This window comes from Actibacterium sp. 188UL27-1, from assembly GCF_016901225.1.
GTDB lineage: Bacteria > Pseudomonadota > Alphaproteobacteria > Rhodobacterales > Rhodobacteraceae > 188UL27-1.
The window spans coordinates 153,133-177,321 of record NZ_JAFEUL010000002.1; the positions used below are offsets into that span (position 1 = coordinate 153,133).

Here is a 24,189-nt window from a genome sequence, read left to right on the forward strand (position 1 = left end):
GCCAGCCCGCCGTTGTTACCGATTGTTCAGCGCGGTTTGCGTGGGTTTGATCGAAGGTGCAAGGGCCGAGATCTCCTGAAGTCTCGCCCGGACCACTTGTTCTGGGCCAAATCCGTAGCGTGCCCACCCCAAAGCGTCTTGCCGGACTGTGCGTGCCTCCGAAGATCTGTCTTGTAATTCAAGGGCTTCCGCCTTGATCATCAGTAGGGTTGAGAGCAGGGCCGCGTTTTCTGCCGCGGCCACCGCGGGTAAGCTTTCATTCACGAGTGCCAGCGTCGTGTCGGCTTGACCGGCGGACAGCGAGAAGGCCGCCAATTGCATGGCCACATGGGCCGCCTGCACCCGTGTTTCCGGACGGGCGCGGTAGATGGCGCCTGCTTGACGAAAAGAGGTCAGCGCCAATTCGGGCTCGCGGATCAGGCTCAACCGGCCCAACACATATAGGGAGAACGCATTGCGCGATCCCGTCCAGCCCCGCGATTGTGCGATGCTCACGGCCCGCTTGGCCGCGGATCGGCGTCCGGCAAAGGAGGTTTTAGGGCCTACGGCGGTTTCGATCGTGTCGATCCAAGAGCGCGGCGTGAACGATGATCCGCTGGCCAGGCCCCGTTGTCCGCGCGGGTTCAGTTGGGCCAGAATGGTGGGCAACCGGTTTGCGACCTCTGCCTCCGCCATTCCGTTGCGCAATTGTGGGGAATAATATGTGCGCAGCATCAGCATGTCGAAGCCGGTCAGCACCGTGTGGAAATTGTCGTCGTTAAAGACGCTGTCAGGCAGGCGGTAGATGTCGTTCAAGGGACCAAGGGCCTGAGCGACTTCCTCGTGCAAACAGTCGCGAATTTCCTGCGGGCTGACATCGCCGGGAAGGAAAACTGCGGCCCGCGTGCGCGCCTCAAGCAACGTCCAGTCAACGGCGCGGGTTCGGCGTATGCGCTTGAAATCCTGCCAGTTTTGCACATTTGGTACTACGAAACAGGCAGCTTGCGGTACAACCCGTTGCAATTCGCGGCGCGACAGGACGCTTATGGCGATGCTGGCCTCCTGATCCGCCGGAACCTGCCGGATATTCAGGCCGGCCTCGCGCCGGAACCGGCCCAAAAGCCGGGTCAGATCGGGTTGCAATGTGGGCGGCGCCGGTCCGGTAACCTTGATGGTGATAGGCCCTTCGAACCGGGTGAAGCGGTCAAGTTTTCGGCCGCTTTCCATCATGAAGGAGAGTTCCATGAAGTCCTGCGCCAGGGCTGCGTTCGACCTGCTAGGGCGGGTGGCGCGGGATGTGCCGAAGGTCTTCATCGGGGGCAGAGTGGAGGCGGCAAGGGGCGCGCGCCGCTCTGCCACGTCAGGCGGCTGGACGGCGGCACAGGCTGTCAGCACGGCCAAGGTGCCAAAGGCGATGAGTTGGCGGATCATCACGCGGCCTTCCGCTGGTATTTGATGAACGGGGTCAGGTCGGCCATCTGGTCGTAAAGGCGGCGCGCTTTCGTATTATCCGATTGTGTCAGCCAATACACACCTGATGCCCCGGCAGTATCGGCCTTATCGTAAACAGCCTGGATCAGGGCGTGCCCCACGCCGCAGCCGCGAATGTCGGGCGCAACGAACAGGTCCTGCAGATAGCAGACATCGTTCTGTCGCCACATGTGCCGGTGAAAGATGTAATGGGCAAGGCCTATGGGCTGATCATCCTGCATCGCGATCAAACCGTTCAGATCCGGGCAGGCCGGGTCGAGCAGCCGCGCGAACGAACTGTGATAGATCTCGGCCGGCAATTCCGTGTTGTAAAAGGCCAGATATGCCTGCCAAAGGTCATGCCAGTTCGGTTTGTCGCCGGCGGTCACAGGGCGGATGGTCAGGCTGGCGGACATGGTGGCTCCGGTCTGGGTCTGGTTCACGCTAAACGTGTTCTGGGGCCAAGTGAATCCGATAGGAGCCTTTCGAGCCAAACATTTAGGTGAGCGTTGCCGTCCTGCGTCATAGGGCATAGCCAGGGTTGGCCAGCCCTGCGGGGGCCGAGAAGGTGTCGGAATAACGCAGCAGGAGGCGGCATGGATCGTAAGCACAGGATTGATGCGTTTGGAGCACTTTCGCTGATCCTGTTTTCTGCACTTTTGGGTTTCAATCAGGTTGCCATTAAAATCGTTAATGACGGGTTACAGCCGATCTTTTCGGCCGGGTTGAGATCCCTTGGCGCCGTTGGTTGCATCTGGCTGTTCATGGTGTTGTGTGGCAAGCGGGTCGTCTTTGCGCGCAATATGCTGGGACCGGGCGTCCTGATCGGTTTGTTTTTCACATTCGAATTCGTGTGCCTGTTTCTGGCCCTGGATCTGACGACGGTGACCCGGACCAGCGTGATCTTTTATTCGATGCCATTGTGGCTGGCATTGGCCGGTCACTTTCTTTTGGAGGCGGAACGGTTGACCAAACCAAAGCTGGCTGGGCTTGCCCTGGCCTTTTTGGGTGTGGTCTGGGCAATCGTCACGCGCGATGGCGGCGGGGAGGCTTCACTGCTGGGCGATCTGCTTGCATTGGGTGCGGCATTGGGGTGGACGGGAATTGCCCTATGTGTCCGCGCCACCCGCATCCGTGAGATTGCGGCCGAGATGCAGTTGATGTGGCAGGTTAGCGTTTCCGCGGTGCTGTTATTGGCCCTGTCGCCGCTGTTTGGCCCGTTGCTGCGGGAGCCAGAGGCGATCCATTGGATCGGGTTGGCCTTTCAGACCGTGGTCGTGGCGACGCTGGGTTTCATGTTCTGGTTCTGGCTCTTGAAGATCTACCCCGCCGCGTCTGTTGCGGCGTTTGGGTTTTTGTCGCCAATCTTTGGCGTGGCCTTTGGATGGGTGATCCTGAATGAGGATGTTGGGAGTGAAATTCTGGTGGCCCTCGTGTTGGTGTCAGCCGGGCTTTGGCTAATCAATCGGCCGATTCGGGGTTAGGGTGGCGGATCGCCTGTACAATCCGACCGATTGGGGGCGCTGCCCCCACCGCCTTTGGTGTTCGCCCAGGGTACGCTACTGATCAGAAAAAGAACCGGTGTGGATCAGGTGCCGCAAAAGGTTTGGCGCACGGCCTCTTCATCGGTCGGCGGTCGGCGCAGGTCAGCGGCGTCGGGTTGATCTTCGAACGGCCGGGTCAATGTGTCGATAAGGCGTTGGGCCGGGGCAAGATCGCCCGTCAGGGCAGCCTGGATTGCTTGTTCGATCCTGTGGTTGCGGGGAATGAAGGCCGGGTTCGCCTTGGTAAGGCGTTCGGCCAGCCCGTCCGGTTCGCTGGCCAGGCGGGCGCGCCAATTGGTTTCCCAAGTATCAAAGGCGGCGGGATCGGTGAACGCATCGCGGGCTTTGTCACCCGAGAGGGCGCGAAACGTATTGGTGAAATCGGCCTGGTTCTGGGCCATCGCCGTCATCAAATCTGCTAACAGTTGCATATCACCGGACTGACTGGTGGTGAGGCCGATCTTTGCCCGAAAAAGCGCCAACCAGGCCGCCTGGAATGTGTCGGGTATGGTATGTATAACCTCGGTCGCTTCTTCGATGGCGGCGTCGCGGTCGCCCATGATGGGCAAAAGGCTGGTGGCGAATTGCGCCAGGTTCCAGACGACGATTTCGGGCTGGTTGTTATAGGCATAGCGGCCAAATTGATCGATGGAGCTGAAAACCTTGTCGGGGATATAGGTGTCCATGAAGGCGCAGGGGCCGTAATCGATGGTGATCCCCGCGACATGACAATTATCGGTATTCATGACGCCGTGGATGAAGCCCAAGCTCATCCATTGGGCAATGAGGTGCGCCTGGGCTGTGCAGACTTGCCTGAGCAGGTCCATCGGGCCGGTCGCATCGGGATAATGGCGCGCGATGACATGTTCGGTGAGAGCTTTGAGAGCGGCGCTGTCGTTGCGGCTGGCAAAATACTGAAAGGTACCAACGCGGATATGGCTGATGGCGACCCGGGTGAGGATGGCGCCTGGGAAGGGGGCCTCACGCAGCACTGTTTCGCCTGTGGATACAGCGGCCAAGGCGCGTGTCGTGGGGACGCCCAAAGACGCCATCGCTTCTGAAACGATGTATTCGCGTAAGACGGGTCCGAGCCAGGCGCGCCCGTCTCCCATGCGGGAATAGGGAGTGGGGCCGGAGCCCTTGAGCTGAATGTCCTGGCGGGTGCCGTGGCGATCAATGACCTCCCCCAGCAACACCGCGCGGCCATCGCCCAATTGCGGGGACCAGCCGCCGAACTGGTGACCGGCATAGACCTGAGCCAGGGGGCGCGCACTGTCGGGAACATGGTTCCCGGCGAGCATGGCGATACCGTCGGCGCTACGCAAGGCGGCTTGATCTAGCTGAAGTTCCTGCGCCAAGGCGTTGTTGAGAAACAGAAGCTTGGGATCAACCACCGGGCTGGGAGGCTGTTCGGTGTAAAAGTGCGGCGGCAGATCCGCATAGCTGTGTGTGAAGGCGATGCTCATTGGGTCAGCCGCCGTGTCATGAGGTGATAGTCTGCGCGGGGTTCGAACCGGAGGCGCTTGTAGAGGCCCTGCGCCTCTGGCCTGTCGCGTTTGACCTCAAGATGCAGGGCTTTGACGCCGGCTTCCGCCAGGCTGGGCAGCAGCGCAGCCAAAGCCTCTGTCGCCATGCCGCGACCACGGACAGCCGGGCGGATATAGATTTCATCAAGGAAACCGTCGATCCCCCCCATTTCAAGCGAGTATCCAAAGGAGATCACCAAATATCCAACAGGGGCGCGACGCGGGCCGATCAGATAGGCTGCGCCATGGGGACTGCCGCCCAGGAGGGGGGCAAGGGCTGCCTGGCGGAACGCATCGGTCTGGTCGATGCCATGGTCGGCGTGAAAGGCCGCGATCTGGGCCAACAGCTTTGGCGCGTCATCCGGTCCGGCGAGGTGAAGGCGTGTGCTCATGACACGGGCAGTCGGCTGATCCGCTCAGTCAACAGGTTGAAGAACCCGTCCGCATCCACATCGCCAATGAAGGTCGCATTGGGCGCGCGACCGGTGACCCCCCACCAATCGGCGACGGTCATGCCGCGCGTAAGGGGGCTTTGTACTTCGATCTCGACATTGATGTAGCGCCCCGAGAAGAGCTCTGGCCGTAGCAGATAGGCAATCACGCAAGGATCATGCAGAGGGGCGCCCTCACTGCCATATTTTTGTTTGTCAAAGCGCTCAAAGAAATCGGTCCAACTGGCGACGGCCTGTCCGACGGAGCCCAGGGCGCGGAACTGTTCAACCCGGGGGCGGGTGGTGAGCGCCTTGTGGGTGACGTCAAGCGGCAGAACGGTAAGCTTGATACCAGATTTGAACACGACCTCGGCGGCTTCCGGATCGACGTAGATGTTAAATTCTGCGGCTGGGGTGATGTTCCCAACCTCGAAATATGCGCCACCCATCAGAACGATTTCAACGATGTTGTCTGCGATTTCGGGCGCTTGATTGAGCGCCGTGGCCACGTTTGTCAGGGGGCCAAGGGGGCAAAGCGTGACGCCCGGATTGGCCTTTGCGAGAGAGATGATCGCATCGACGGCATGGCCGTCGGCGAGGGGCATTTTCGGGTCGGGCAGGGTGATCCCGTCGAGCCCGGTCTTGCCATGCACATGCTCTGCCGTGACCAGCATGCGGGCCAGCGGGCGGTCGCATCCCGCATGGATCGGCACATCAACTTTACCTGCTAACTCACAGATCATGCGTGCATTTCGAGTGGTCAAATCCAGTGGCACATTTCCTGCCACGCAGGTGATGGCCAGCACGTCAAGCGCATCGGGGCTGGCCAATGCCAGAAGGATCGCCACGGCGTCATCCTGGCCTGGATCTGTGTCGATAATGATCTTGCGCATGGGGCCTCCGCTATGGGGCGGACCTTGGCGCGGCGGCATGCGCTTGTCCAGACCGGTTCGGAGGCGGGCGGGCTCCCGCCCCTTTCGCCTTTGTGGCGAAAGCGTTGGGCCGGGCAGGCCTGCTGCGCAGGCCTGATGTCGATCATACCTTCTTGGCGCCGATATCCCGGCATCGGAAACAGGCCATCAGGCCAGTTCGGTGAGGACCGGTGCGCTGGCTTCGAGTGTGCGATGGACCGGGCATTTGTCGGCGATCTCCAACAGCCGGGCGCGTTGGTTAGCGTCCAGATCGCCGTCCAGCCGGATCACCCGGGTGAAACTGTCGATGCGGTTGGTGCCATCCCGGGCGTCGCTGGCATGAAGTTTGTCATGGGTCACATCGACCGAGATATTGGTCAGGGGCCAGCCCTTGTGCCGGGCATACATGCGGATCGTCATTGAGGTGCAGGCACCGAGACCGGCCGACAGAAACCCATAAGGCGACATGCCGCGATCCGTACCGCCATAGCTGGCCGGTTCATCGGCCAATATGTGGTGGTTGGCGCCCGCATGGATATCCTGCAAAAAGCCATTTGGATCCGCTTCGATCGTGCGCACCACACCTTCAGGCGCTGCAGGTGGCGGGGCAGGCTGCGCAATCTTCATGTAGCGTTTGGCCCAGGCCGCGATGACATCGGCGGCGTATTCGGCATCGGCAGGTCGGGAGATAAGATGATCCGCATCATCAAGCGTCACAAAGCTTTTGGGATGTTTGGCGGCGGTGAAGATCTGGGTAGCATTCTCGACCCCGACGGTCATGTCGCGCGGGGCATGCAGGACCAGCAGCGCCCGTTTGAGACCGGCAATGGCAGGGGCCAGGTGTTCGGCGGCGACATCTTCGACAAAAGCCTTGCGGATGCGGAACGGGCGACCGCCCAGATCCACCTTGGCTACGCCATCGGTGGCAATCTGCGGTAAGGCATCGGCAAAGTTATGGGTGACATGTTCGGGGTCGAACGGTGCCCCGATCGTCACGATGGCGCGGGCGCTTTCGATTTGGCCGGCCGCGCGCAGGACAGCGGCGCCCCCCAGGGAATGACCGATCAATACGCCTGGCGCCATGTCGCGGCTGGCCAGGTAGCGCGCGGCGGCGACCAGATCATCGACATTGCTGGTGAATGTCGTGTTCTCGAACTCACCTTCGGAATGGCCAAGGCCGGTAAAATCGAACCGCAAAACAGCGAGGCCCATCGCAGCGAGCCGCCCGGCGATCCGGCGTGCGGCTGGGATATCCTTGGAACAGGTGAAGCAGTGGGCAAAAAGCGCAGTGCCCAGAACCGGGCCCCTTGGCAGATCAAGGCGCGCGGCCAACTGGCCCTGGGCGCCGTCAAAGGTGATACGTTCTGTGGTCATGGCGCTATCCTCGTTACAGCGTTGGCGGGCAGATAAGGCGGCGTCCTGCGGGCTGCCAAGCATATGTCAGCGCTGTCACGCCATGGTGACGCAGGTTTCAAAGCCAATCCGCGGGATCATAATGTGGGAGCAGCCTCAAAAACCCAGTAAATCCTGCACAAAAAATCATGTTGCGCGGACATTTCCGCACGGCCATCACGGGCCCAAGGCAAGATGAGTGAGGCAGATGATACGGGCGATCTATTGGTGTGTGGCGGCGGTGCTGTTGGCGCTTCTGGGGCTAGGGTTCACCGGAGCCTGGCTTGAGGCCGGAGACAGTTTCGCCGTCATCCGCGGGCCGGTCGCCTTGGTAACTTTGGGCTGGCTTGCAATTGGGCGATGTGCCAGATGGGTGGGCGCGATGCCGATCCTGGCCGTGCTGGCGGCGTTAATCCCCGTGGGCTGGGCCTCCGTCCGGCCAGAGAATACAGGATCATCGCCCGTCACCGTCTATCAAAAGAACATGCTGTACAAAATCGACGGGCTGGACCAGCTGGAGGCGGATATTCGTGCCAATGCTCCCGATATGCTGACCCTGCAGGAGGTTACGGATGGCAATCGCGCGCTGTTGGCTGCTCTCATCGATATGTTACCTTATCAGCACTATTGCTCAGGCGCGCGGGTTGGCGGTGTGGCTGTAGCGTCCCGCTGGCCGGTCACTCCGGGATCGAAGACCTGTGCCAAAGGCCTCGCTGCGATGCAGGTCGATGCGCCGGATGGTCCGCTGTGGCTGGCATCGGTTCATCTGCACTGGCCTTGGCCCTACGGTCAGCGCGATCAGGCGGCGCGGATCATGTCGGATGTGGCCGAATTGGCTGGGCTGCGTGTGATCGGTGGGGATTTCAACATGGTGCCCTGGTCCTACACCTTGCGGGAGTTTCAGCGGCGGACTGGAACAAAGCGGGCGGGGCGGTCGCGCCCCACCTTTCCCGAATTTGCGTTGCCCATCGACCATGTCTTGATTCCCGATGGGCTGGGGGGTGCCACGGAATTGCGCCCCCTCGCGGGATCAGATCACCGCGGTTTGCTGGTTCGGTTCGCGTCTGGCCAAGCGGCCGCCAGGCCAGATGCGGCGCGCATCAGCCGTCAATCTTCGCGGCCATGATCGCGATCGCCTGCTGGTAGACACCTGCGGCATTCCACGCCTGGATCACGCGAAAATTGGTCTGGCCCTTCTGGTAGCCGCCACCAGGCTTCCAGCCTTTCTTGCGCAGGAAGTTCGCGGTAGAGGCAAGAGCATCTGCCTGATTGTTCAGGTCAAGCCGTCCGTCCCCATTGCCGTCAACGCCGTATTTCAGCACGTTGCCGGGCAGAAATTGGGTGTGACCCAATTCACCGTGTTTAGCCCCGATGCTGCCGGGTGAGATGATGCCCCGATCCACCAGTTTCAGGGCGGCCACAAGGTGACCGGTGAAAAACTCAGACCGGCGGCAATCATAGGCCAGCGTTGCAATGGCGGACATCACGTTGCTGTCCCCTTTGAAGCGGCCAAAGCCCGTCTCCATCCCGTGAATGGCGATGATCACCCCGGCAGGGACACCGTACCGCTTTTCAAGCCCCTGATAGAAGCCTGCATTCTGCGCCTTGCGCTTGCGACCCTGGGCCACGATCGTGTTTGCGCCCCGGACCTGCATGAACTTTTCAAGACTGTATTTAAAGCTTTTCTGGTTGCGATCTGCGGCGATGGTGCGTTTGGCATATTGCGTTCCAGCCAGGGCCTGCAGGCCGCGGGATTTCACGCCGGCACGTTTCGCTTCGTCCGCGAAAGCAGCTTTCCAGGTGCCGTAGCCCCCGGAATTATTGCCGCATTTTGCGGCCAGACCAGCCGTGGGGACGGCGAAGGCCGCAACAAAAGCAATCAGAGGAAGGGCGCGCATTGGTAGATACTCCGGCAAAATCAATTTACGGCAGAGTTTACCTATGGTCCCCCCTTGCGCAAGCGCGTGAATGGCGCCGTTGGGCGGTGATGGCCCGAAAGTGGGCTTTTCCCTACCCATTTACTGCCCAATGGTCTGAAACCGGGGCACGAACAGCGTTTTGAGCCGCCCGATGTTAGAGAGCATTTTGGGGGAAGCATAGGCGATGCAGCCCAAGTCAGAATGTCGTGTCGGCTGGGGCGTTCAAGGCGGCAAACGCCGGATGGGCGTCCAGCCCCGTGACGAGGATCAGCGCGCCAGCAGGACTGTACCGTAAAACCGGAGTGAAAATCGCCAGGGCGATAACGGCACCAGCGGTGGCATAGCTTGTTGCGTAATAATGCGGGCCGCGCATCCAGTTCCAGATCGCAAGGGGCAGGCCGATCAATGGCATCAGGAACAGGCTCAGACCAGTCAGGATCCAGGTTACCTTGCCGCGATGGCGCAGTTGCACATCCAATGGCCCCCGCGCACCCAGAAGCATGGCCACAGTGTTGTGGCGGAACTGCGCATCGCGCGATGCAGACCGGGCCGCCGCAAGCCTATGTTCCGAGGCAAGGCGCAGCTTGTCCTCTCCGCTCAGTTCTGACGCGGCGCTCAGGGGCAGAGGCGTTGCTGTCTGCGGGCTGTCGGCATGCCTCCGTTCCAGCGGTGTCCCGGATTTTCGAGCCACTTCCATACCATCTGCGCGCGGGATCTTTGGATCGGGTTGCAGCATCAGCACCCCGCCCCGCTCACGCAGGGTCAGCGCAATGGGGCCGCGGCCCTTGGTCTGGACACGAATGATCTCCTCGGGTTCGATCCCGAATGTGTCTCCATCGGCGGGCAGGCTCTCGGCATGGCGGTAATGCTCCACAAAGGCAAACACCCGTTGCTGCAGCCATTGCAGGGTGACGGGCGCCTCTTCAAAAACCAGGGGACGATCCAGGAACAGCTCTGCCCCCTCGGCCCACATGCCGAGCACCTGCATGTCTTCTTGCATCCGGCCCGACGAAAAGAGCCGCGGCTTGATGAAAAGCGGCAAGGGAAACAGCATATCGTCCATCAACTGAAATTTTGACGGCAGGAAAAGCTGCTCCGATTGTATCCAGTGGATCATGATCGGTGGCATCATCGCGGCCAGGGCCGTTGTCGTCATCTGGCACAGGCTCAACATCACCTCGAACAGGGCGCGATCCGGAGCCTTGGCCGATCCAGTCATCTGGACCGTGATCTCCGCATGACATTGATGCGATGTGATCAGCCCGGGCCAGTCGATCCGCTCCGTCTGGTGAAAGGGTTCATCGGCCAATGCCAGAAGCGGGTCGTGATCCAGCGTCTCCGGCTCCAATAGGATATGCACCTGCACCATGTCATGGGCCAAGACCAGCCGGTTGCCGCGAATATGATCTATGATATCAAAGGCATAGCCTGCCGGGCTGAAGATGTCGTTCAGCACCGCGCAAAGCTCTGGCAAATCGACACGCGTCAGCCGAGTGTACAAAAGGCGTGACGTGACAAAGGTCGGCAACGACATAGGAACGGCTCACTCAACAAGATGCGGCTGAATAAGCGCAGCAATGGGGTAGGATCAAGGCAGGCCGATGAAATTGCTAGGGCTTATGGCATGCCAGTCGCGGGCCCCGCCGCCCGCCTGAACAGTTCAACCAGTTTTGCATTGCCGTTGGCGCGGTCGTTCAAGGAGTCTACCAGCGGACGGGAGCCGCGCTGATTGGCCGTCTCATCGTCCTTGATCAGTTCGCTGCGCGCCTTGCTGCCACGGGGCAATTGGACCAGGGCGGCAAGGCCGGAATAGAACTGATACCAGAACGGGCCGCCGAGGCCGATCAACAGTCCCGTCAAAAGAACGCTGACAAACCAAAGGACAAGGCCGCCCCCCGTCGTACATTCGCCGGATCGGTCGGCTGCACTGCCCGACGGTGGCGTGCCAGATCCATCCACCACTCTTTCATCTGTGGTGTTCAAGAAACAAAGGGGCGGCATGTTGCCATATCCCAGGGGCAGGGTGCCGTCGCGGTCCAAACGTTCAAGCGTTGTGTGCAGACGATCCGCCGCCGCAATGACTTCGTTCTCCTCAACTGTGTTCCCTTCGCCGAGCGCCAACGGATTGTCCGGTGCCAACTGCCCCTCTTGTTCCAGCATATCCAACAAGTCTGCCACGCGTGCGAGGGCCGCATCATTTTCTGCCGCCAGGTCAGAGGCTTCGGCAATCAGCTGCGCCCGCGTCTCGGGGGTGTCGACCAGATGCTGGAAAATCCGCCCAGCATCGACATTCAGCGCAAAGGCTACCACGATGGACAATCCCATGGTGATGGCTTGTGACCTTTTGCGAAATATCTCGTTCGACGTCGCAACATAGCGTTCGTATCCCATGATGATGCTGCGCAGAATTTCAGCACTTTTGTCCTGGGCGTTGTTTCGGATAACGTCACCGATTTTGGTGCGCGCGAGGCGTTGGAAAAATCCGTAGGTGCTGAGCCGATCGATATGGCGCGCGCCATCCCGGGTCAGCAGGGTGGCAAGGTTTGACCAAGACCCATGGTCAGCGCGCGCCGGGTTCTCCGTCAATTTCGTGATGATCGTGTTGAACATTTCCTGCGTGGCCTGATCAAATTTCTTTGTTTCTTCATCGATCTTTGCGCCAGCCTGTTTCAGTTGATCGGCCATCCACGGATCTTCGCGCACGAATTGCTGCAACATCTGCATCAACGCAGAAGGGCGCACAGCGGTAATCCTAAGATAGCTTTCCGTTAATCCACTGACGGCCGTCGAAAAGATGATCATCAAAACAGCGAATGCCAAAGCGGCTTCGATTAAATGCATGGTTCAAATCCGAAATAGCGATGTAATAGGCGCAGAATACCGCGCTTTCATCAAATCCTGGCGTTCGAAAAATGTGAAATCACCTGAAAAATCGGGGGCGGGCTGTTGTCGTGGTGTCGACAATGGCGGTTTTTTGCCGACACTGGCGGCTTTCTGGCATCAGGCCACTTTTGGCCACATTTGCCTTGTTCAACGGTAAAAAGCGCTGAATTACCTGTAGTCAAGTTTAGGTGAGAACATGCTTATGTCGATGCAGCAACACCACGCTCCGCGAAAGCGTTCGGGCCTTTTAAGGGTGCTTGATACGCTTGGATTACACGTCGTGGCGGATAAGCGAGGGTTCGAGGCACGCAAGATGCTCAAGCTCTCCGATGCCGAATTGTCTGATCTGGGCGTGTGCCGTGATGATCTTGAGGCGATCTTGGATAAAGATGCCAGCGTGAGCTGATGCCTGCAGCAAAGTAGTTTAGTTGTCGATGTCGGTCTCTCTCCATCAAGCCTGCGCCCATATGAACAAACGCGGTTCAATAGGCGGTCAGGGCCAAATTCCTTGAATTCAGCCCAGCCTAATCAAGTCAGGCGAAGACGCGGGTCAGCGCTTCGTCGATTGAGGATGTGACGGCGTCCAGATCGTCCTTGGTGCAGATCAGCGCCGGCGACAGGCACAGCGTGTTGTTATAGCCGTCAAAGCTACGGTTCGTGGCGCCGATGATCGTCCCCTGGCCCATGCAATCCTTGACCACCGCTTGCACCATCGCCTCGGGGGCGGGGTCCTTGGTGCCGCGATCCGCGACCAATTCCATCCCGTTGAACAGGCCCATCCCACGAACATCGCCGACACAAGCGTGCTTTTCAGCCAGCCCGTACAGGTTCTCCATCAGATAGGCGCCCATCTGGGTGCAATTATCCAACAGGTTCTCTTCGATGATGATATTCATATTCTCCATTGCCGCCGCCGGGCCGGCCGTGCACCCGCCAAAGGTCGAGATGTCGCGGAAATAGTTCATCGGGTCGGCATGATCGTCCTTAAACATGTCAAAGACCGCTTCGGTGGTGACCGTGCAAGAGATCGCCGCATAGCCCGAGGCAACACCCTTGGCCATGGTCACGATGTCGGGTTTCACGCCGAATTGCTGGTAGCCGAACCATTTGCCGGTCCGTCCGATGCCGCAAACAACCTCGTCGATCATCAGCAGGATATCGTATTTCGCACAGATCTCCTGCACCCGCTCCCAATACCCTTGGGGCGGGACGATGACGCCGCCGCCTGCCGTAACAGGCTCCAGGATCAAGCCGCCAACCGTATCGGCACCTTCGCGCAGGATAACTTCTTCGATAGCGTCGGCGGCGCGCTGGCCATATTCCTCAACATCCCATTGCTTGCGGTATTCCAGGCAGTGCGGGACCGAGACAAACCCGGCAGGAAAGGGGCCATATTGCGCATTGCGCTGGTGGTGGCCGCCGGCCGCCATCGTGCCGATGGTGGTGCCGTGGTAATCCCGCTCGCGGAACAGGATCTTGTTTTTCTTGCCGCCATAGCGCTTGTGCGCGATCTGGCGGATCATCTTGAATCCCTTCTCGTTCGCTTCGGATCCCGAATTCGAGAAATAGACGCGGCTCATCCCCGGCATCTTGTCGATCAGCGCTTCGGCAAAGATCGCGGCGGGAATCGATCCTGCCGCACCGGCGAAGTAGTTCAACTTGACCAACTGATCACGGACGGCATTGGCGATGCGTTCACGACCATAGCCCACATTCACGGTCCAGACCCCACCCGAGACGGCATCCAGATGTTCCTTGCCGTCCTGGTCCCAGACGCGCATGCCCTTACCTTCGACGATGATCTTGGGATCCGCCGTTTCAAACGGTTTATGCTGGATCAGGTGGTGCCATACATGCGCCTTGTCGGCGGAGACGATGTGGGAAAGATCGTTGGGGTTCGAGCCATCCATGGCGCACACTCCTGCTGGGCTAAAGGTCTCAAAAACGGTGCCTGAGCTTGGCTTGGGCGAATAGGGCCAAAAGTTGATCGAATTTAAGGCCACATTTGACCAGCAGGGCATGCCGATCAGAAAGCGGCATCCAGGCATTGACAGCACGGGATCGGTGCAGAACGGTCGATTTGTGCTGGTGCGGGGCGGGCGAGTCGACCCACATTGGGTGCTAAAACGGGGGCGATTAATGACCATCCGTGGAAAATTGGCCGCGCGCGGCCTCAACATGGAGTGCTGTATGCCCCTGAAAAATAACAATGATTTTGCGAGGTCGATCATGGATGTAGGGATGTTGACCACCCATGGCCAATATGTGTCCCCGCGGGGACAGAGTTGTCTTTCCCAGCGGCCTTTGAGTGCCGTCGCGGGGGGGGCACGATGACCGGATTGGCGATCGATGACATTTCCATGCGGTTCGAACTGCCGAAAGGCGGATCGGTCCAAGCGCTCAAAAATGTATCACTTGATCTGAAACCAGGCGAATTGATGAGTGTGCTGGGCCCGTCTGGTTGCGGAAAGACGACGCTTTTGAACATCGTTGCCGGCTTTCTGGCGCCGACAGAAGGCAAGGTGGTGCTGAACGGTGAGACGGTGGTTGGCCCGGCAGCCGAGCGTGGCATGGTCTTTCAGCAGGGCGCCCTGTTTGAGTGGATGAGCGTCCGGGATAATGTGGGCTTTGGCCCCAAGATGAAGGGCATGGCTCCAGGCGAAAAACGCGAAATTGTGGACCATCTGCTGGATGTCACGGGCTTGGGCGATTTTAAGGAAAAAGCGATCTATGAATTGTCGGGCGGCATGCAGCAGCGGGTGGCCCTGGCGCGGTGTCTGGCTAACGATCCCGACGTGATCCTGATGGACGAACCGCTGGGCGCGCTCGACGCGCTGACCCGCGAAAAGATGCAAGGGCTTGTGCTGAAACTTTGGCGCGAAACGGGCAAGACGATCATTCTGATCACGCATTCGGTCGAAGAGGCTTTGTTGCTGGGCGAGCGGCTGCTGGTCATGGCGCCGCGGCCCGGGCGCATCCACAAGGAGTATCGTCTGCCCTTTGCCGATATGGGCGTGAATGCCGATCTGCGCGAGGTCAAGAAACATGAAGATTACAACCCGACACGCGAGGAAATCCTGAGCATGATCTGGAATATGGAAGAAGAGATCATGGGTCGCTCGGAGACGAGCGCATGAGCGGGGCCGGAGACGAGCGCATCATGAGCGTCGGAGACGAGTGCATGATTGGGATTTCGGAGACGAGCGTATGACCATTCTGCTGATTTACATCGCCCTTTTTGTGGGGTCATTCTTTGCCGTGAAAGCGGTGGGGAATTTTCTGACGGCCAAGTCAGACTTCACCTCGTTGAAAACCGTGACATTCGGGGATGAAAGTGCGGTACGGGCCAACCGGGCCGCCTCCGTCATGTCGATTGTGGCGATTTTCCTGATCTGGGGGGCCTTTACCGGGTCAAGTCTGGTGCCGATCCATGCGCCTGGACCGTTCATCGGTGACACGACATTTACCTACACTGCGACGGCGGATGGGCAAAGCGATGAGGGGACGGTGAGGGTGATCGTCCATCCCGTGGCCGACAAGCCTGAAGCGCCTGAAATGGCGCCAGGCGACGGATTTGCCAAGGATGACATCGCCCTGATCGGGGCGTGGCGGTCGGGTCTTATCCGGGTGGACCAGAATGACGAATTGGGCCGCGACGCGGGCGCAGTTGTCACGGCTGTGAATGGTACGGCGATTGAACCGGACGGACGGGTACAGGTCGATAATGGTGTGGTCAACATGACCCGTCGCGGCACGCTCAATTTCACACCCTATCGCGGCTGGCAGATGGAGCCGGTCTGGTTGCCATCGCCGGAGACCGTCTTTTGGCGGCTGGTTGAATTGAGCCGGGACGGCTACCAAAACTTCCGGCTGCTGGAGCATTTGGGATGGTCCCTTTTGCGGGTCGTCGCCGGATTTATCCTGGGCGCGCTGGTGGGCATTCCGCTGGGCTATGCGATGGGGCTGAGCGACTGGTTCCGTGGCTGGTTTGACCCGATCGTTGAGTTCATGCGGCCAGTGCCGCCTTTGGCCTTGATCCCATTGGTCATCATCTGGGCTGGGATCGGAGAGCCGGGCAAAATCATCCTGCTGTTCCTGGCAGCATTGTGGATCATGACCATTGCGGCGCGTGCCGGTGTGTCAGGCGTCAAAATCACCAAGGTGCATGCGGCCTATTCCCTGGGGGCCAGCAAGTGGCAGGTGATGCGCCATGTGATCATTCCGAACTCACTGCCCGAGATCTTTACCGGTGCCCGGGTCGCCATGGGGGTCTGTTGGGGGACGGTCGTGGCTGCTGAGCTTGTGGCGGCAGAGAAGGGTGCGGGTATGATGATCATGGTCGCGTCCCGGTTCCAGCTGACCGATATCGTGATCACCGGCATCATCCTGATCGGGGTGATTGGCTATGGTATCGATATTCTGATGCGCCAGGCCGAGAACTTTCTGGTGCCTTGGAAGGGTCGCGCCTGACCAAGCGCCCGACCGGCTAATTTGGGTGGCGGCAGACAGGCGTGTTTGCCGCCATTTGCTTGGCTATGGTCCAAGTTTTCACCTGATTTCATTGTTGTGTCTGCCGCGTGATGACCACGACGAAACGGATACCGATGATGCCGAACGGATCCTTCACCACTCGGCGGATTGTCCCACTGGGGCGGATGGCATGGAGTGCCGAACTGGATGTCGCGCCGGTGCGGACAGCGCAGGATGCCAGCGTTGGTCTGTTCATGTATGCATTGTCTAGTCTTCCGTGCACGAACACGATGGTGCATTTCGGCCTTGAGGCTTTTCTGAAGACCCGTTTCAGGGTTTTGAAAATCAAACATTGGCCATTCGGAAACCGATTGCCGCAGGTCGCGTCGCGCGGGCAAGGTCTGCGGCATCTGGTTGGAGGATCCGCATGGCTGTCACCTATCTGAAACGCGCAACCCACACGGCGCGGACCGATCACGGGGATGTGGCGGCGGTCGTTTCGGACATGTTGACCGTTCTTGAGGCGGAGGGGGACGAGGCGACCCGCCGCTATGCCCAGCAGTTCGATCAATGGGACGGGGAGATCATCGTTGCACCTGACCATATCGCGGCAGCGGCAGGCCAACTGAGCGAACAGGATCGCGCCGATATCGGCTTTGCCCATGACAATATCCGCCGCTTTGCCGAAGCCCAGCTGGCCACCGTGGGCGACACGCAGATCGATGTTGTGCCAGGCCTGACAGCAGGACAACGCCAGATCCCCGTCGGCTCTGTCGGGGCCTATGTGCCGGGTGGGCGATATGCGCATATCGCGTCAGCCTTGATGACCATCACGACGGCGCGGGTGGCGGGTGCCCGGCACATCATGGCCTGCTCTCCGCCAACGGCGGGGCAGGGTATTCCGCCCGCAATTCTTTATGCCATGGATCTGGCCGGGGCAGATACCATCCTCAACCTGGGCGGTGTGCAGGGATTGGCGGCCATGGCCTTTGGCCAATTTGGTGGTGTGCCTGCCGACATTCTGGTCGGGCCCGGAAATGCCTATGTGGCTGAGGCCAAGCGCCAGCTTTTTGGCCGCGTCGGGATCGACATGATTGCAGGCCCCACGGATTCAATGGTTTTGGCCGATGACAGCTGTGATGCCGAGGTGGCGGCGACCGATCTGGTGAGCCAGGCGGAGCATGGCCCCAACTCGCCGGTCTGGCTGGTGACGACCGACAAGGCACTGGCCGAGGCGGTGCTGGACCGGGTGCCGGAACTGATTGAGGATCTGCCTGCGGTCAATCGTGATGCGGGTCGCGCGGCCTGGCGGGATTACGGCGAGGTCATCCTGTGCGACACGCGCGAGGAGGTTGCCGCCAAGGCGGACGAGGTCGGGCCGGAGCATCTGCAAGTCATGGCCCGCGATCTGGACTGGTGGCTGGGGCGGCTGCGTTCCTATGGATCCTTGTTTCTTGGCGAGGAAACGACCGTTGCCATGGGGGATAAGGCATCTGGACCAAACCATGTGCTGCCCACCTCTGGCTCGGCGCGCTACACGGGCGGGCTTTCGGTCCACAAATTCCTCAAGACGGTCACGTGGCAGCGCGCCACGGCGGAAGGTATGCGCCCGGTCGCCGAAGCGACGGCGCGCCTGTCCCGGCTCGAAGGGATGGAAGCCCATGCCCGCAGCGCCGACATCCGGTTGGAGCGTTTGAAAGTCCTTCAAGGCTAGCATCGGGCCGCACGAAACGGATTGGACCCATGTGAACGCGGTTCCGGCGGACCCCGCATGGGTGTTTATTGTTACATCCTATCACAGCAACAACGGCATATCCGCCTTCCTATCGGCAGGCTGCCGCCGCATTGGCCAGTCTGCCTTGTGGAACAAAACTACCCTTTACATATTTGTTACATTGATGCTGGCCGGTCCCGCCTGGCCAAAAGTTGATTTGGAAAGACCTTAATATGCACAACACGATCCCCGCACGTTCTGCGAAATCGAATTGGGCGGCTTGGACATTTATAGACGTGCCCGCCGTTTGGGTCGGGATTGGTTTGTTCCTGTTCGCCGCGGGGGCTGCATTTATCGGCGCGCAGAACGAAGTACCGGCGGCCGTTTTGATGCGGGATCCTGCCGCTCAGTTTGGGTTTCCATCCTATGCTGGGCTGCTCTCCCATATCGGGATCGTCCTGTTGGTGGCGACTTGTGCCATTACCGGTTTCACGGCCATGCTGGCCCATGACTGGAACGGGGATAGTGGCCTGTTGATGTTTCGCGTCAGCGTTCTGTCGGGATTGCTGGCCTTCGACGATATTTTCATGATCCACGAAAGCCTGCCCAAGAAGGGTGAGGTCCTGTTATTTGCGCTATACGGTCTGGCAGTTTTGTTGATCGCGACGCGAGTTTGGAAGGTCACTGGCCGACAGGACATTCGCGGCCTTGTCGTTGCCGTTGTCTTTTTGAGTCTTTCGGTTCTTTTGGATGTCGTCCGGCTCTTTGGTCCGGCCAGCGCGATGCTGGAGGATTTCTTCAAGCTGGCCGGGTTCGGTGCCTGGTGGGCGTTTTGGTCAGGCTTTGCCCGGTGTTCTCTGGATGCCCGATTCAAGCACCGTAACGATGCCCAGCTTCGGTGACCAATCGCGCAGGAGGATGGTCCTGGCCTTGTCCCATGTCAGGTTGATCTAACCGCGCATGGCCTGACCATTGGCATCAAACAGGGGCTGCCGCTGTAAGCGGGCGGGCACCAGATGACCCAGAATCTCGATTTCCCAACCGTCATCATGGTCCGCTATTTCGCGTGGAACATATCCCATCGCCACAGACACGCCCGATGTGTGAGCATATCCCCCAGAGGTCACCCAGCCTTGCACGGCACCACTGTGATAGATCGGTTCATCCCCGATGACATCGGCATCCGTCGCCTCAACGACGAAGGTGTTCAGTCGCATCGGTCCGCCCCCATTGGTCTTGGCCTCAACTGATGCGGCCTTTCCGATGAAGTCCGCGTCCTTCTTGAGCGCTGTGAACCTGCCCAGACCTGCCTCGAACGGCGTGTAGATCGGGCGATATTCGCGGGCCCAGCCGCCAAAGTTCTTTTCCAGACGCAAGGCATTGAGGGCGCGAAGTCCGAAGTTGCGAATGCCATGGTCCGCCCCGGCGCGCATCAAGGCAGTATAGATGTGCAATTGGTATTCCGGCTCCATCCAGATCTCGTAGCCCAGATCGCCGGTAAAGCTGACACGCCCCACAAGGGCAGGGGCCATACCAATATCCATGCGGCGGATATCCATGAAGCGAAACGCCGCTGCACTGACATCGGCCCGGGTCACGGCGGCCAGTACATCGCGCGCCTTTGGCCCCGCAATGGACAGGCCGCACAGGCCCGCACCGTGAGGCGCGACAGTAACATCGCCACTAAGATGCTGGTCGAACCAGCGCATGTGATAGTCTTCGGCAATGCCCGATCCGGCGATGAAAAACTCACCCTCGCCCAGATTGGCAAGGCTGAAATCACCGATCAGCTTGCCGTCATGCTTGAGCATCGGGGCCAGCACCATGCGACCCGGGGCAGGGATGCGTGCCGCCAGGATATGGTCCAGCCAGCCTTCGGCATCGGCGCCCTTGACGGTGTATTTGGCAAAGCCCGTCGTCTCGATCAGGCCCACGCCCTCGCGGACGGCGCGCGCCTCGGCCCCGACATGGTCGAAATCAGTTGAGCGGCGCCAGCTGAACGCATCCTCCACGCCGTCCGGCGCAAACCAGAGCGGCGTTTCCAAACCGTGGGATTCGCCGAACTGTGCGCCCGCGGCCTTGAGTGTGCTGTAGATCGGTGTTGTCTTCAGGGGTCGGGCAGCGGGCAGTTCCTCATTGGGAAAGCGGATCGAGAAGCGGCGGGCATAGTTCTCCTGCACCTTGGCATTGGTGTAGGCCATCGTCGCGAAATCGCCGTAGCGACTGATATCCATGGCAAAAACGTCAAAGCCAGGGTCGCCCACGATCATCCAGTTGGCCAGCGAAAGGCCGACCCCGCCGCCTTGGCTGAAGCCTGCCATCACCGCGCAGGCAGACCAGTAACCGCGCAGGCCCCGCACCGGCCCGACCAGCGGATTGCCATCCGGGGCAAAGGTGAAGGGGCCATTGATAATCTGCTTGATCCCGGCATTTTCAAAGGCGGGAAAGTGGCGAAAGCCGACCTCCAAGCTGGGGGCAATCCGGTCAATGTCCGGCTCCAGCAGTTCGTGCCCGAACTCCCACGGCGTGGTCTGCGGGGACCAGGGGCGGCACTCCTGCTCATAGGTGCCCATCAACATGCCTTTGCGCTCTTGCCGCAGGTAAAGCTCACCATCGAAATCCACGGCATGCAGCATTTCCCTACCGGTTTCCGCATTGAAATCCGCCACCTCTGCCATGTCTTCAGTGATCAGATACATATGTTCCATCGCCAGAACGGGCAGTTCCAGGCCAACCATCCGTCCGACCTCGCGCGCCCACAGACCGCCTGCATTGACGATATGTTCGGCAACAATCTCTCCCTTATCGGTGATCACGCGCCATTGGCCGTCGGGTTGCTGTACCAGATCCTCGACCTTGGTGTGCAATTCGATCTGCGCGCCGTTTTTCTTGGCGGATTTGGCATAGGCATGGGTGGTGCCGTAGGGGTCCAGATGGCCCTCGACCTCATCATAAAGCGCGCCCACGAACTGATCAGGATCCATGAGGGGAAAGAGTGCTGCGGCTTCCGTTGGAGTGATGATGTCAGCATCAAGTCCCATGTAGCGCCCCTTGGCGCGGATGGATTTTAACCAGTCGAACCGCTCCGGCGTCGCGGCCAGCATGACCCCGCCGGTCATGTGCATACCGATGTCCTGCCCGGAATATTCCTGGATCTCTTTATACAAATCGACCGTATATTTTTGCAGCTTGGCCACATTCGGATCGCCGTTGATCGTGTGCATCCCGCCGGCCGCGTGCCACGTGGAGCCGCTGGTCAGCTCAGAACGTTCCAGCAATACGATATCTGTCCAGCCAAACCGGGTCAGGTGATACGCGACCGAGCAGCCCACGACACCGCCTCCGATCACAACAACTTTTGCATGTGATTTCATGGGTTTATCCTTTCAACGCGCCGTTTCGCGTCCGTGCCGGTAGAGCCTGGTTCGAAGTGATGCGGCACTGTCATCCCCGATTTCCAGCGCAAAGACATGGGCCTGCGTCAGGAAAAAGCATTCAACATCAATGTCCTGCGCCAGATCCGCGGCCTGGCCGTAAAGTGTCACCAAGGTGCGGTGATCCGCACAGTCATGGGCGGCCTGTATCCGTTGGTCGAGCTGGTAAAGATCTGTTTGGCAGGTCAGCATATCATCAGGCTACGGCGGGTTTCGCACCCGCGAAGGCACTAACCCGACATTTGTGCGTCGGTTTTTGTCTTTGGGCGACGTCGGTTCGAGGCGCGCCTAACGAAATGTTCAGATGGTCGGGCCATGGTCCTGAAAACGTTTCAGCCGGAGTCCCTGCGTTGATAAATCTGACACTTCCGTCCGCCGCAAGATCGCCGGTTTGGGGCATTATCCTGTGCATGGTTATGTTTTCGGTCTTGATCATTGATCTGGCGACGATGTCGGTGCCGCTATGGCTGACAATGGGCGCGGCGGGGCTGGGCATCGCATCGGCGGGTTGGTCGATCTGGATATTACATTTTGATCTTAATGTCTTAAGTGGTGTTCTTGAGCAGGAAACGGCCATGGGTTCGGGCATGTCCATTCCCGTTGGCGCCGTCTGTGACCTGCGGGATCGTTTGGATGCGGCTGATGAGCTTATCTTGACCTGCACTGCGGCGTCTAGCGGGCTCGATCATCTGGCGGATCCTATCGCCATCATTGATCAACATGGGGAGACAGTCGCGGCAAATGCGGCGTGGCAGGACTTACCGGCGGATGAACCCTTGTCGCTGCTGCCCGACCCGGCCATCGAAGGAGAGGTTGAGGGCTCGCTGCAGCTGAGCGGTCTATCCTATCATTGGCAACTCCGCCAAATCACAGCTGACATCCCGGGGCGGAACGAGGCCCAGACGTATCGTCATTTGGTTCTGAAAGACCGCACGGAGGATGACGCATGCAAGGCGCAACTCGACGTGTTGAACACGCATCTGATTTGGGTGCGGTTCCGCGAGGATGGTTCCGTCTTGGATCAAAGCAGTCCGGCATCAAAGGTGTTCGGCAACGGCATTGAACCGCTTACTGGCTGGATACATGGCGCCATTTTGGAGGCAGATCGTTTGCCCCAGCAGCGGGAGATCAAGGTGCGTGGTGTTGATGGCTTATCGTGTCTGCAGGGATTTTTGGACAAAGCATCGGACGGAACGCTCATTTTCACCGCCGTTGATACCACCGATCAAGCGACTGTACTGGCAAAGGCACTGGCCGAGGATCAGGCGCGTCTTGAGGATCTAGAGGCGTCCATGGCGCATCTCCATAAAGCACTGTCCGCCATGGCGAATGCAAGATTTGGCGACTTTGACCAAGCATCAGGCGATAGCGGGCATCCGGTCCATTTTGCGCTTTCAGAGGCAAATGCACGTATCGAACAGATCGTTGCAAATGCAGTGGAAATTGGCGGCGATATCGCGGTCAGAACGCGTGGCCTAGCATCCAGCACGCAACAAGGTGAGGGCTGTCTGAAGCGTCGGTCAGATCTGTTGACCAGGACGGTAGACCTGTCTTGCGGCTTGTCCGATAGCCTTGAGCTTACTTTCAAGGGAATTTCTCAGGCGGAAGGGGTGGTGACAGCCATGGTCTCGTCATCAGGGACGGCGCGGGATGTGGTCACCCAGGCCGTGAAGACGATGGGGGAGATCGAGGCCTCGTCGGCGCAGATCAGCAAGATCACGAATGTCATCGACGAGATCGCGTTTCAGACCAACCTATTGGCGCTGAACGCCGGAGTGGAAGCCGCTCGCGCAGGCGAAGCAGGCCGTGGTTTTGCAGTTGTGGCATCGGAAGTGCGTGCGCTTGCGCAGCGCTCCTCGAACGCGGCAAAGGAAATTGGCACCTTGATTGCAGACAGCAATATCTTCGTCAAAGACGGTGTCGCGCTGGTTGGAAAAACCGGCGCTGCCTTGACGAATTTCACCGAACACTTTGAGGAAATCTCTGATCACGTCAAAGACGTGATGGAAGCGTCGGATAGCCAATATGCTCGGGTCAAGGAACTCCAACATGTGGTCGGCGATGTCGGTGACATCTTGGCCAGCGAAACTGCCGCAAATCGCGAACACGGCCGCGAGTTCGAAGGATTGGTGGAAAGCGTTGAAAAATTGATTGCGACTTTTGCAGATGTTGCGGTTCGCGGCTTGCCAATGACAGTCCCCGATGTCGCTGCAAACTCGGTTAGTCTGAACCAGCAGTCTTGCGACCCACATCAGCTCTTGTCCGCACCTGAAGCTCTGTCACAGGCGGTGGTTCTGGCGCGACCAAAAGTTTCTAACCGGACCGCCCATCTTGCTAGCGCGGGTCAGATGGCCTTGCCTCGATCTGCGCAAACTCCTCTCTCTCGTAAAACGGCCAATGGGCCCATTGGCGATAGCGGAGGATGGGAAGATTTTTGATGGCCCAAATGTCTATTCACCCGTTTCAACCCTGATGGATGTCGCCTTTGACTGGCATGCGCCAGTTTTTGTAACTCG

At 59.4% G+C, this 24,189-nt stretch carries 20 protein-coding genes; 8 read left to right on the top strand and 12 right to left on the bottom strand.

All coding sequences use genetic code 11. The features are described 5' to 3' along the window. Nucleotides 1-15: 15 nt before the first annotated feature. Together IU397_RS03860 and IU397_RS03865 are read right to left on the bottom strand one after the other, a co-directional pair. Nucleotides 16-1,410: a DUF2927 domain-containing protein gene (locus IU397_RS03860; RefSeq protein ID WP_204410912.1), complete on the bottom strand. Its 1,395-nt coding sequence runs from the start codon at nucleotides 1,408-1,410 to the stop codon at nucleotides 16-18. Further along, the gene (locus IU397_RS03865) at nucleotides 1,410-1,865 is read right to left on the bottom strand and encodes a GNAT family N-acetyltransferase (protein ID WP_204410915.1); all 456 of its coding nucleotides are present in this window, start codon (nucleotides 1,863-1,865) and stop codon (nucleotides 1,410-1,412) included. The genes IU397_RS03860 and IU397_RS03865 overlap by 1 nt, the downstream gene beginning before the upstream one ends. Nucleotides 1,866-2,045: 180 nt before the next feature. Between IU397_RS03865 and IU397_RS03870 the strand changes: the two genes are divergently transcribed. Further along, nucleotides 2,046-2,933, top strand: coding sequence for a DMT family transporter (locus tag IU397_RS03870; RefSeq protein WP_204410918.1), 888 nt, complete (start codon nucleotides 2,046-2,048; stop codon nucleotides 2,931-2,933). A gap of 104 nt (nucleotides 2,934-3,037) precedes the next feature. On the opposite strand, the gene IU397_RS03875 is transcribed toward IU397_RS03870, so the two are convergent. The 4 genes from IU397_RS03875 to IU397_RS03890 all read right to left on the bottom strand — a co-directional run bounded on the left by IU397_RS03875 (nucleotide 3,038) and on the right by IU397_RS03890 (nucleotide 7,235). Next, nucleotides 3,038-4,459: a YdiU family protein gene (locus IU397_RS03875; protein ID WP_204410921.1), complete on the bottom strand. Its 1,422-nt coding sequence runs from the start codon at nucleotides 4,457-4,459 to the stop codon at nucleotides 3,038-3,040. Next, a complete protein-coding gene (locus IU397_RS03880; protein WP_204410924.1) occupies nucleotides 4,456-4,911 on the bottom strand; it encodes an N-acetyltransferase in 456 nt (151 codons plus the stop codon). The genes IU397_RS03875 and IU397_RS03880 overlap by 4 nt, the downstream gene beginning before the upstream one ends. Further along, on the bottom strand, nucleotides 4,908-5,843 hold the full coding sequence (locus IU397_RS03885) for a nucleoside hydrolase (protein WP_204410927.1): 936 nt from the start codon (nucleotides 5,841-5,843) through the stop codon (nucleotides 4,908-4,910). The genes IU397_RS03880 and IU397_RS03885 overlap by 4 nt, the downstream gene beginning before the upstream one ends. A gap of 186 nt (nucleotides 5,844-6,029) precedes the next feature. Next, on the bottom strand, nucleotides 6,030-7,235 hold the full coding sequence (locus IU397_RS03890) for a bifunctional alpha/beta hydrolase/OsmC family protein (RefSeq protein WP_204410930.1): 1,206 nt from the start codon (nucleotides 7,233-7,235) through the stop codon (nucleotides 6,030-6,032). A 226-nt stretch (nucleotides 7,236-7,461) separates the two neighbouring features. On the opposite strand from IU397_RS03890, the gene IU397_RS03895 reads away from it, so the two are divergent. Next, nucleotides 7,462-8,379 (top strand): endonuclease/exonuclease/phosphatase family protein, encoded by a 918-nt coding sequence (locus tag IU397_RS03895; protein WP_239479608.1) that lies wholly within the window; start codon nucleotides 7,462-7,464, stop codon nucleotides 8,377-8,379. Here the strand turns inward: IU397_RS03895 and IU397_RS03900 are convergent. The 3 genes from IU397_RS03900 to IU397_RS03910 all read right to left on the bottom strand — a co-directional run bounded on the left by IU397_RS03900 (nucleotide 8,354) and on the right by IU397_RS03910 (nucleotide 12,013). After that, nucleotides 8,354-9,151 carry a lytic transglycosylase domain-containing protein gene (locus IU397_RS03900; RefSeq protein WP_204410934.1) on the bottom strand — a complete coding sequence of 266 codons (798 nt, stop codon included), beginning with the start codon at nucleotides 9,149-9,151 and terminating at the stop codon, nucleotides 8,354-8,356. The genes IU397_RS03895 and IU397_RS03900 overlap by 26 nt on opposite strands. Before the next feature lie 217 nt (nucleotides 9,152-9,368). Further along, the gene (locus IU397_RS03905) at nucleotides 9,369-10,706 is read right to left on the bottom strand and encodes a hypothetical protein (protein ID WP_204410936.1); all 1,338 of its coding nucleotides are present in this window, start codon (nucleotides 10,704-10,706) and stop codon (nucleotides 9,369-9,371) included. Nucleotides 10,707-10,789: 83 nt separating this feature from the next. Then, entirely contained in the window at nucleotides 10,790-12,013 is a 1,224-nt protein-coding gene (locus tag IU397_RS03910) for a hypothetical protein (protein WP_204410938.1), read from the bottom strand. Nucleotides 12,014-12,335: 322 nt separating this feature from the next. Between IU397_RS03910 and IU397_RS23545 the strand changes: the two genes are divergently transcribed. Then, on the top strand, nucleotides 12,336-12,461 hold the full coding sequence (locus IU397_RS23545) for a hypothetical protein (protein ID WP_255569767.1): 126 nt from the start codon (nucleotides 12,336-12,338) through the stop codon (nucleotides 12,459-12,461). Between the two features lie 127 nt (nucleotides 12,462-12,588). Here the strand turns inward: IU397_RS23545 and IU397_RS03915 are convergent, their stop codons facing one another. Then, complete coding sequence (locus tag IU397_RS03915; protein ID WP_204410940.1) at nucleotides 12,589-13,965, bottom strand: aspartate aminotransferase family protein; 1,377 nt, start codon at nucleotides 13,963-13,965, stop codon at nucleotides 12,589-12,591. A gap of 420 nt (nucleotides 13,966-14,385) precedes the next feature. On the opposite strand from IU397_RS03915, the gene IU397_RS03920 reads away from it, so the two are divergent. The 4 genes from IU397_RS03920 to IU397_RS03935 all read left to right on the top strand — a co-directional run bounded on the left by IU397_RS03920 (nucleotide 14,386) and on the right by IU397_RS03935 (nucleotide 19,141). Then, complete coding sequence (locus IU397_RS03920; RefSeq protein ID WP_204410942.1) at nucleotides 14,386-15,192, top strand: ABC transporter ATP-binding protein; 807 nt, start codon at nucleotides 14,386-14,388, stop codon at nucleotides 15,190-15,192. A gap of 70 nt (nucleotides 15,193-15,262) precedes the next feature. Next, entirely contained in the window at nucleotides 15,263-16,525 is a 1,263-nt protein-coding gene (locus IU397_RS03925) for an ABC transporter permease subunit (protein WP_204410944.1), read from the top strand. Between the two features lie 427 nt (nucleotides 16,526-16,952). Next, nucleotides 16,953-18,239, top strand: coding sequence for a histidinol dehydrogenase (gene hisD, locus IU397_RS03930; RefSeq protein ID WP_204410946.1), 1,287 nt, complete (start codon nucleotides 16,953-16,955; stop codon nucleotides 18,237-18,239). Between the two features lie 233 nt (nucleotides 18,240-18,472). Next, nucleotides 18,473-19,141, top strand: a complete 669-nt coding sequence (locus tag IU397_RS03935) for a hypothetical protein (RefSeq protein ID WP_204410948.1) — start codon at nucleotides 18,473-18,475, stop codon at nucleotides 19,139-19,141. A gap of 48 nt (nucleotides 19,142-19,189) precedes the next feature. Here IU397_RS03935 and IU397_RS03940 read toward each other — a convergent pair whose 3' ends face one another. Both IU397_RS03940 and IU397_RS03945 read right to left on the bottom strand, forming a co-directional pair. Beyond that, the gene (locus tag IU397_RS03940; protein WP_204410950.1) at nucleotides 19,190-21,613 is read right to left on the bottom strand and encodes an FAD-dependent oxidoreductase; all 2,424 of its coding nucleotides are present in this window, start codon (nucleotides 21,611-21,613) and stop codon (nucleotides 19,190-19,192) included. Nucleotides 21,614-21,625: 12 nt separating this feature from the next. After that, complete coding sequence (locus tag IU397_RS03945; RefSeq protein ID WP_239479582.1) at nucleotides 21,626-21,865, bottom strand: hypothetical protein; 240 nt, start codon at nucleotides 21,863-21,865, stop codon at nucleotides 21,626-21,628. Between the two features lie 158 nt (nucleotides 21,866-22,023). Between IU397_RS03945 and IU397_RS03950 the strand changes: the two genes are divergently transcribed. Further along, a complete protein-coding gene (locus tag IU397_RS03950; RefSeq protein ID WP_239479583.1) occupies nucleotides 22,024-24,111 on the top strand; it encodes a methyl-accepting chemotaxis protein in 2,088 nt (695 codons plus the stop codon). The last annotated feature ends 78 nt before the right edge of the window (nucleotides 24,112-24,189 follow it).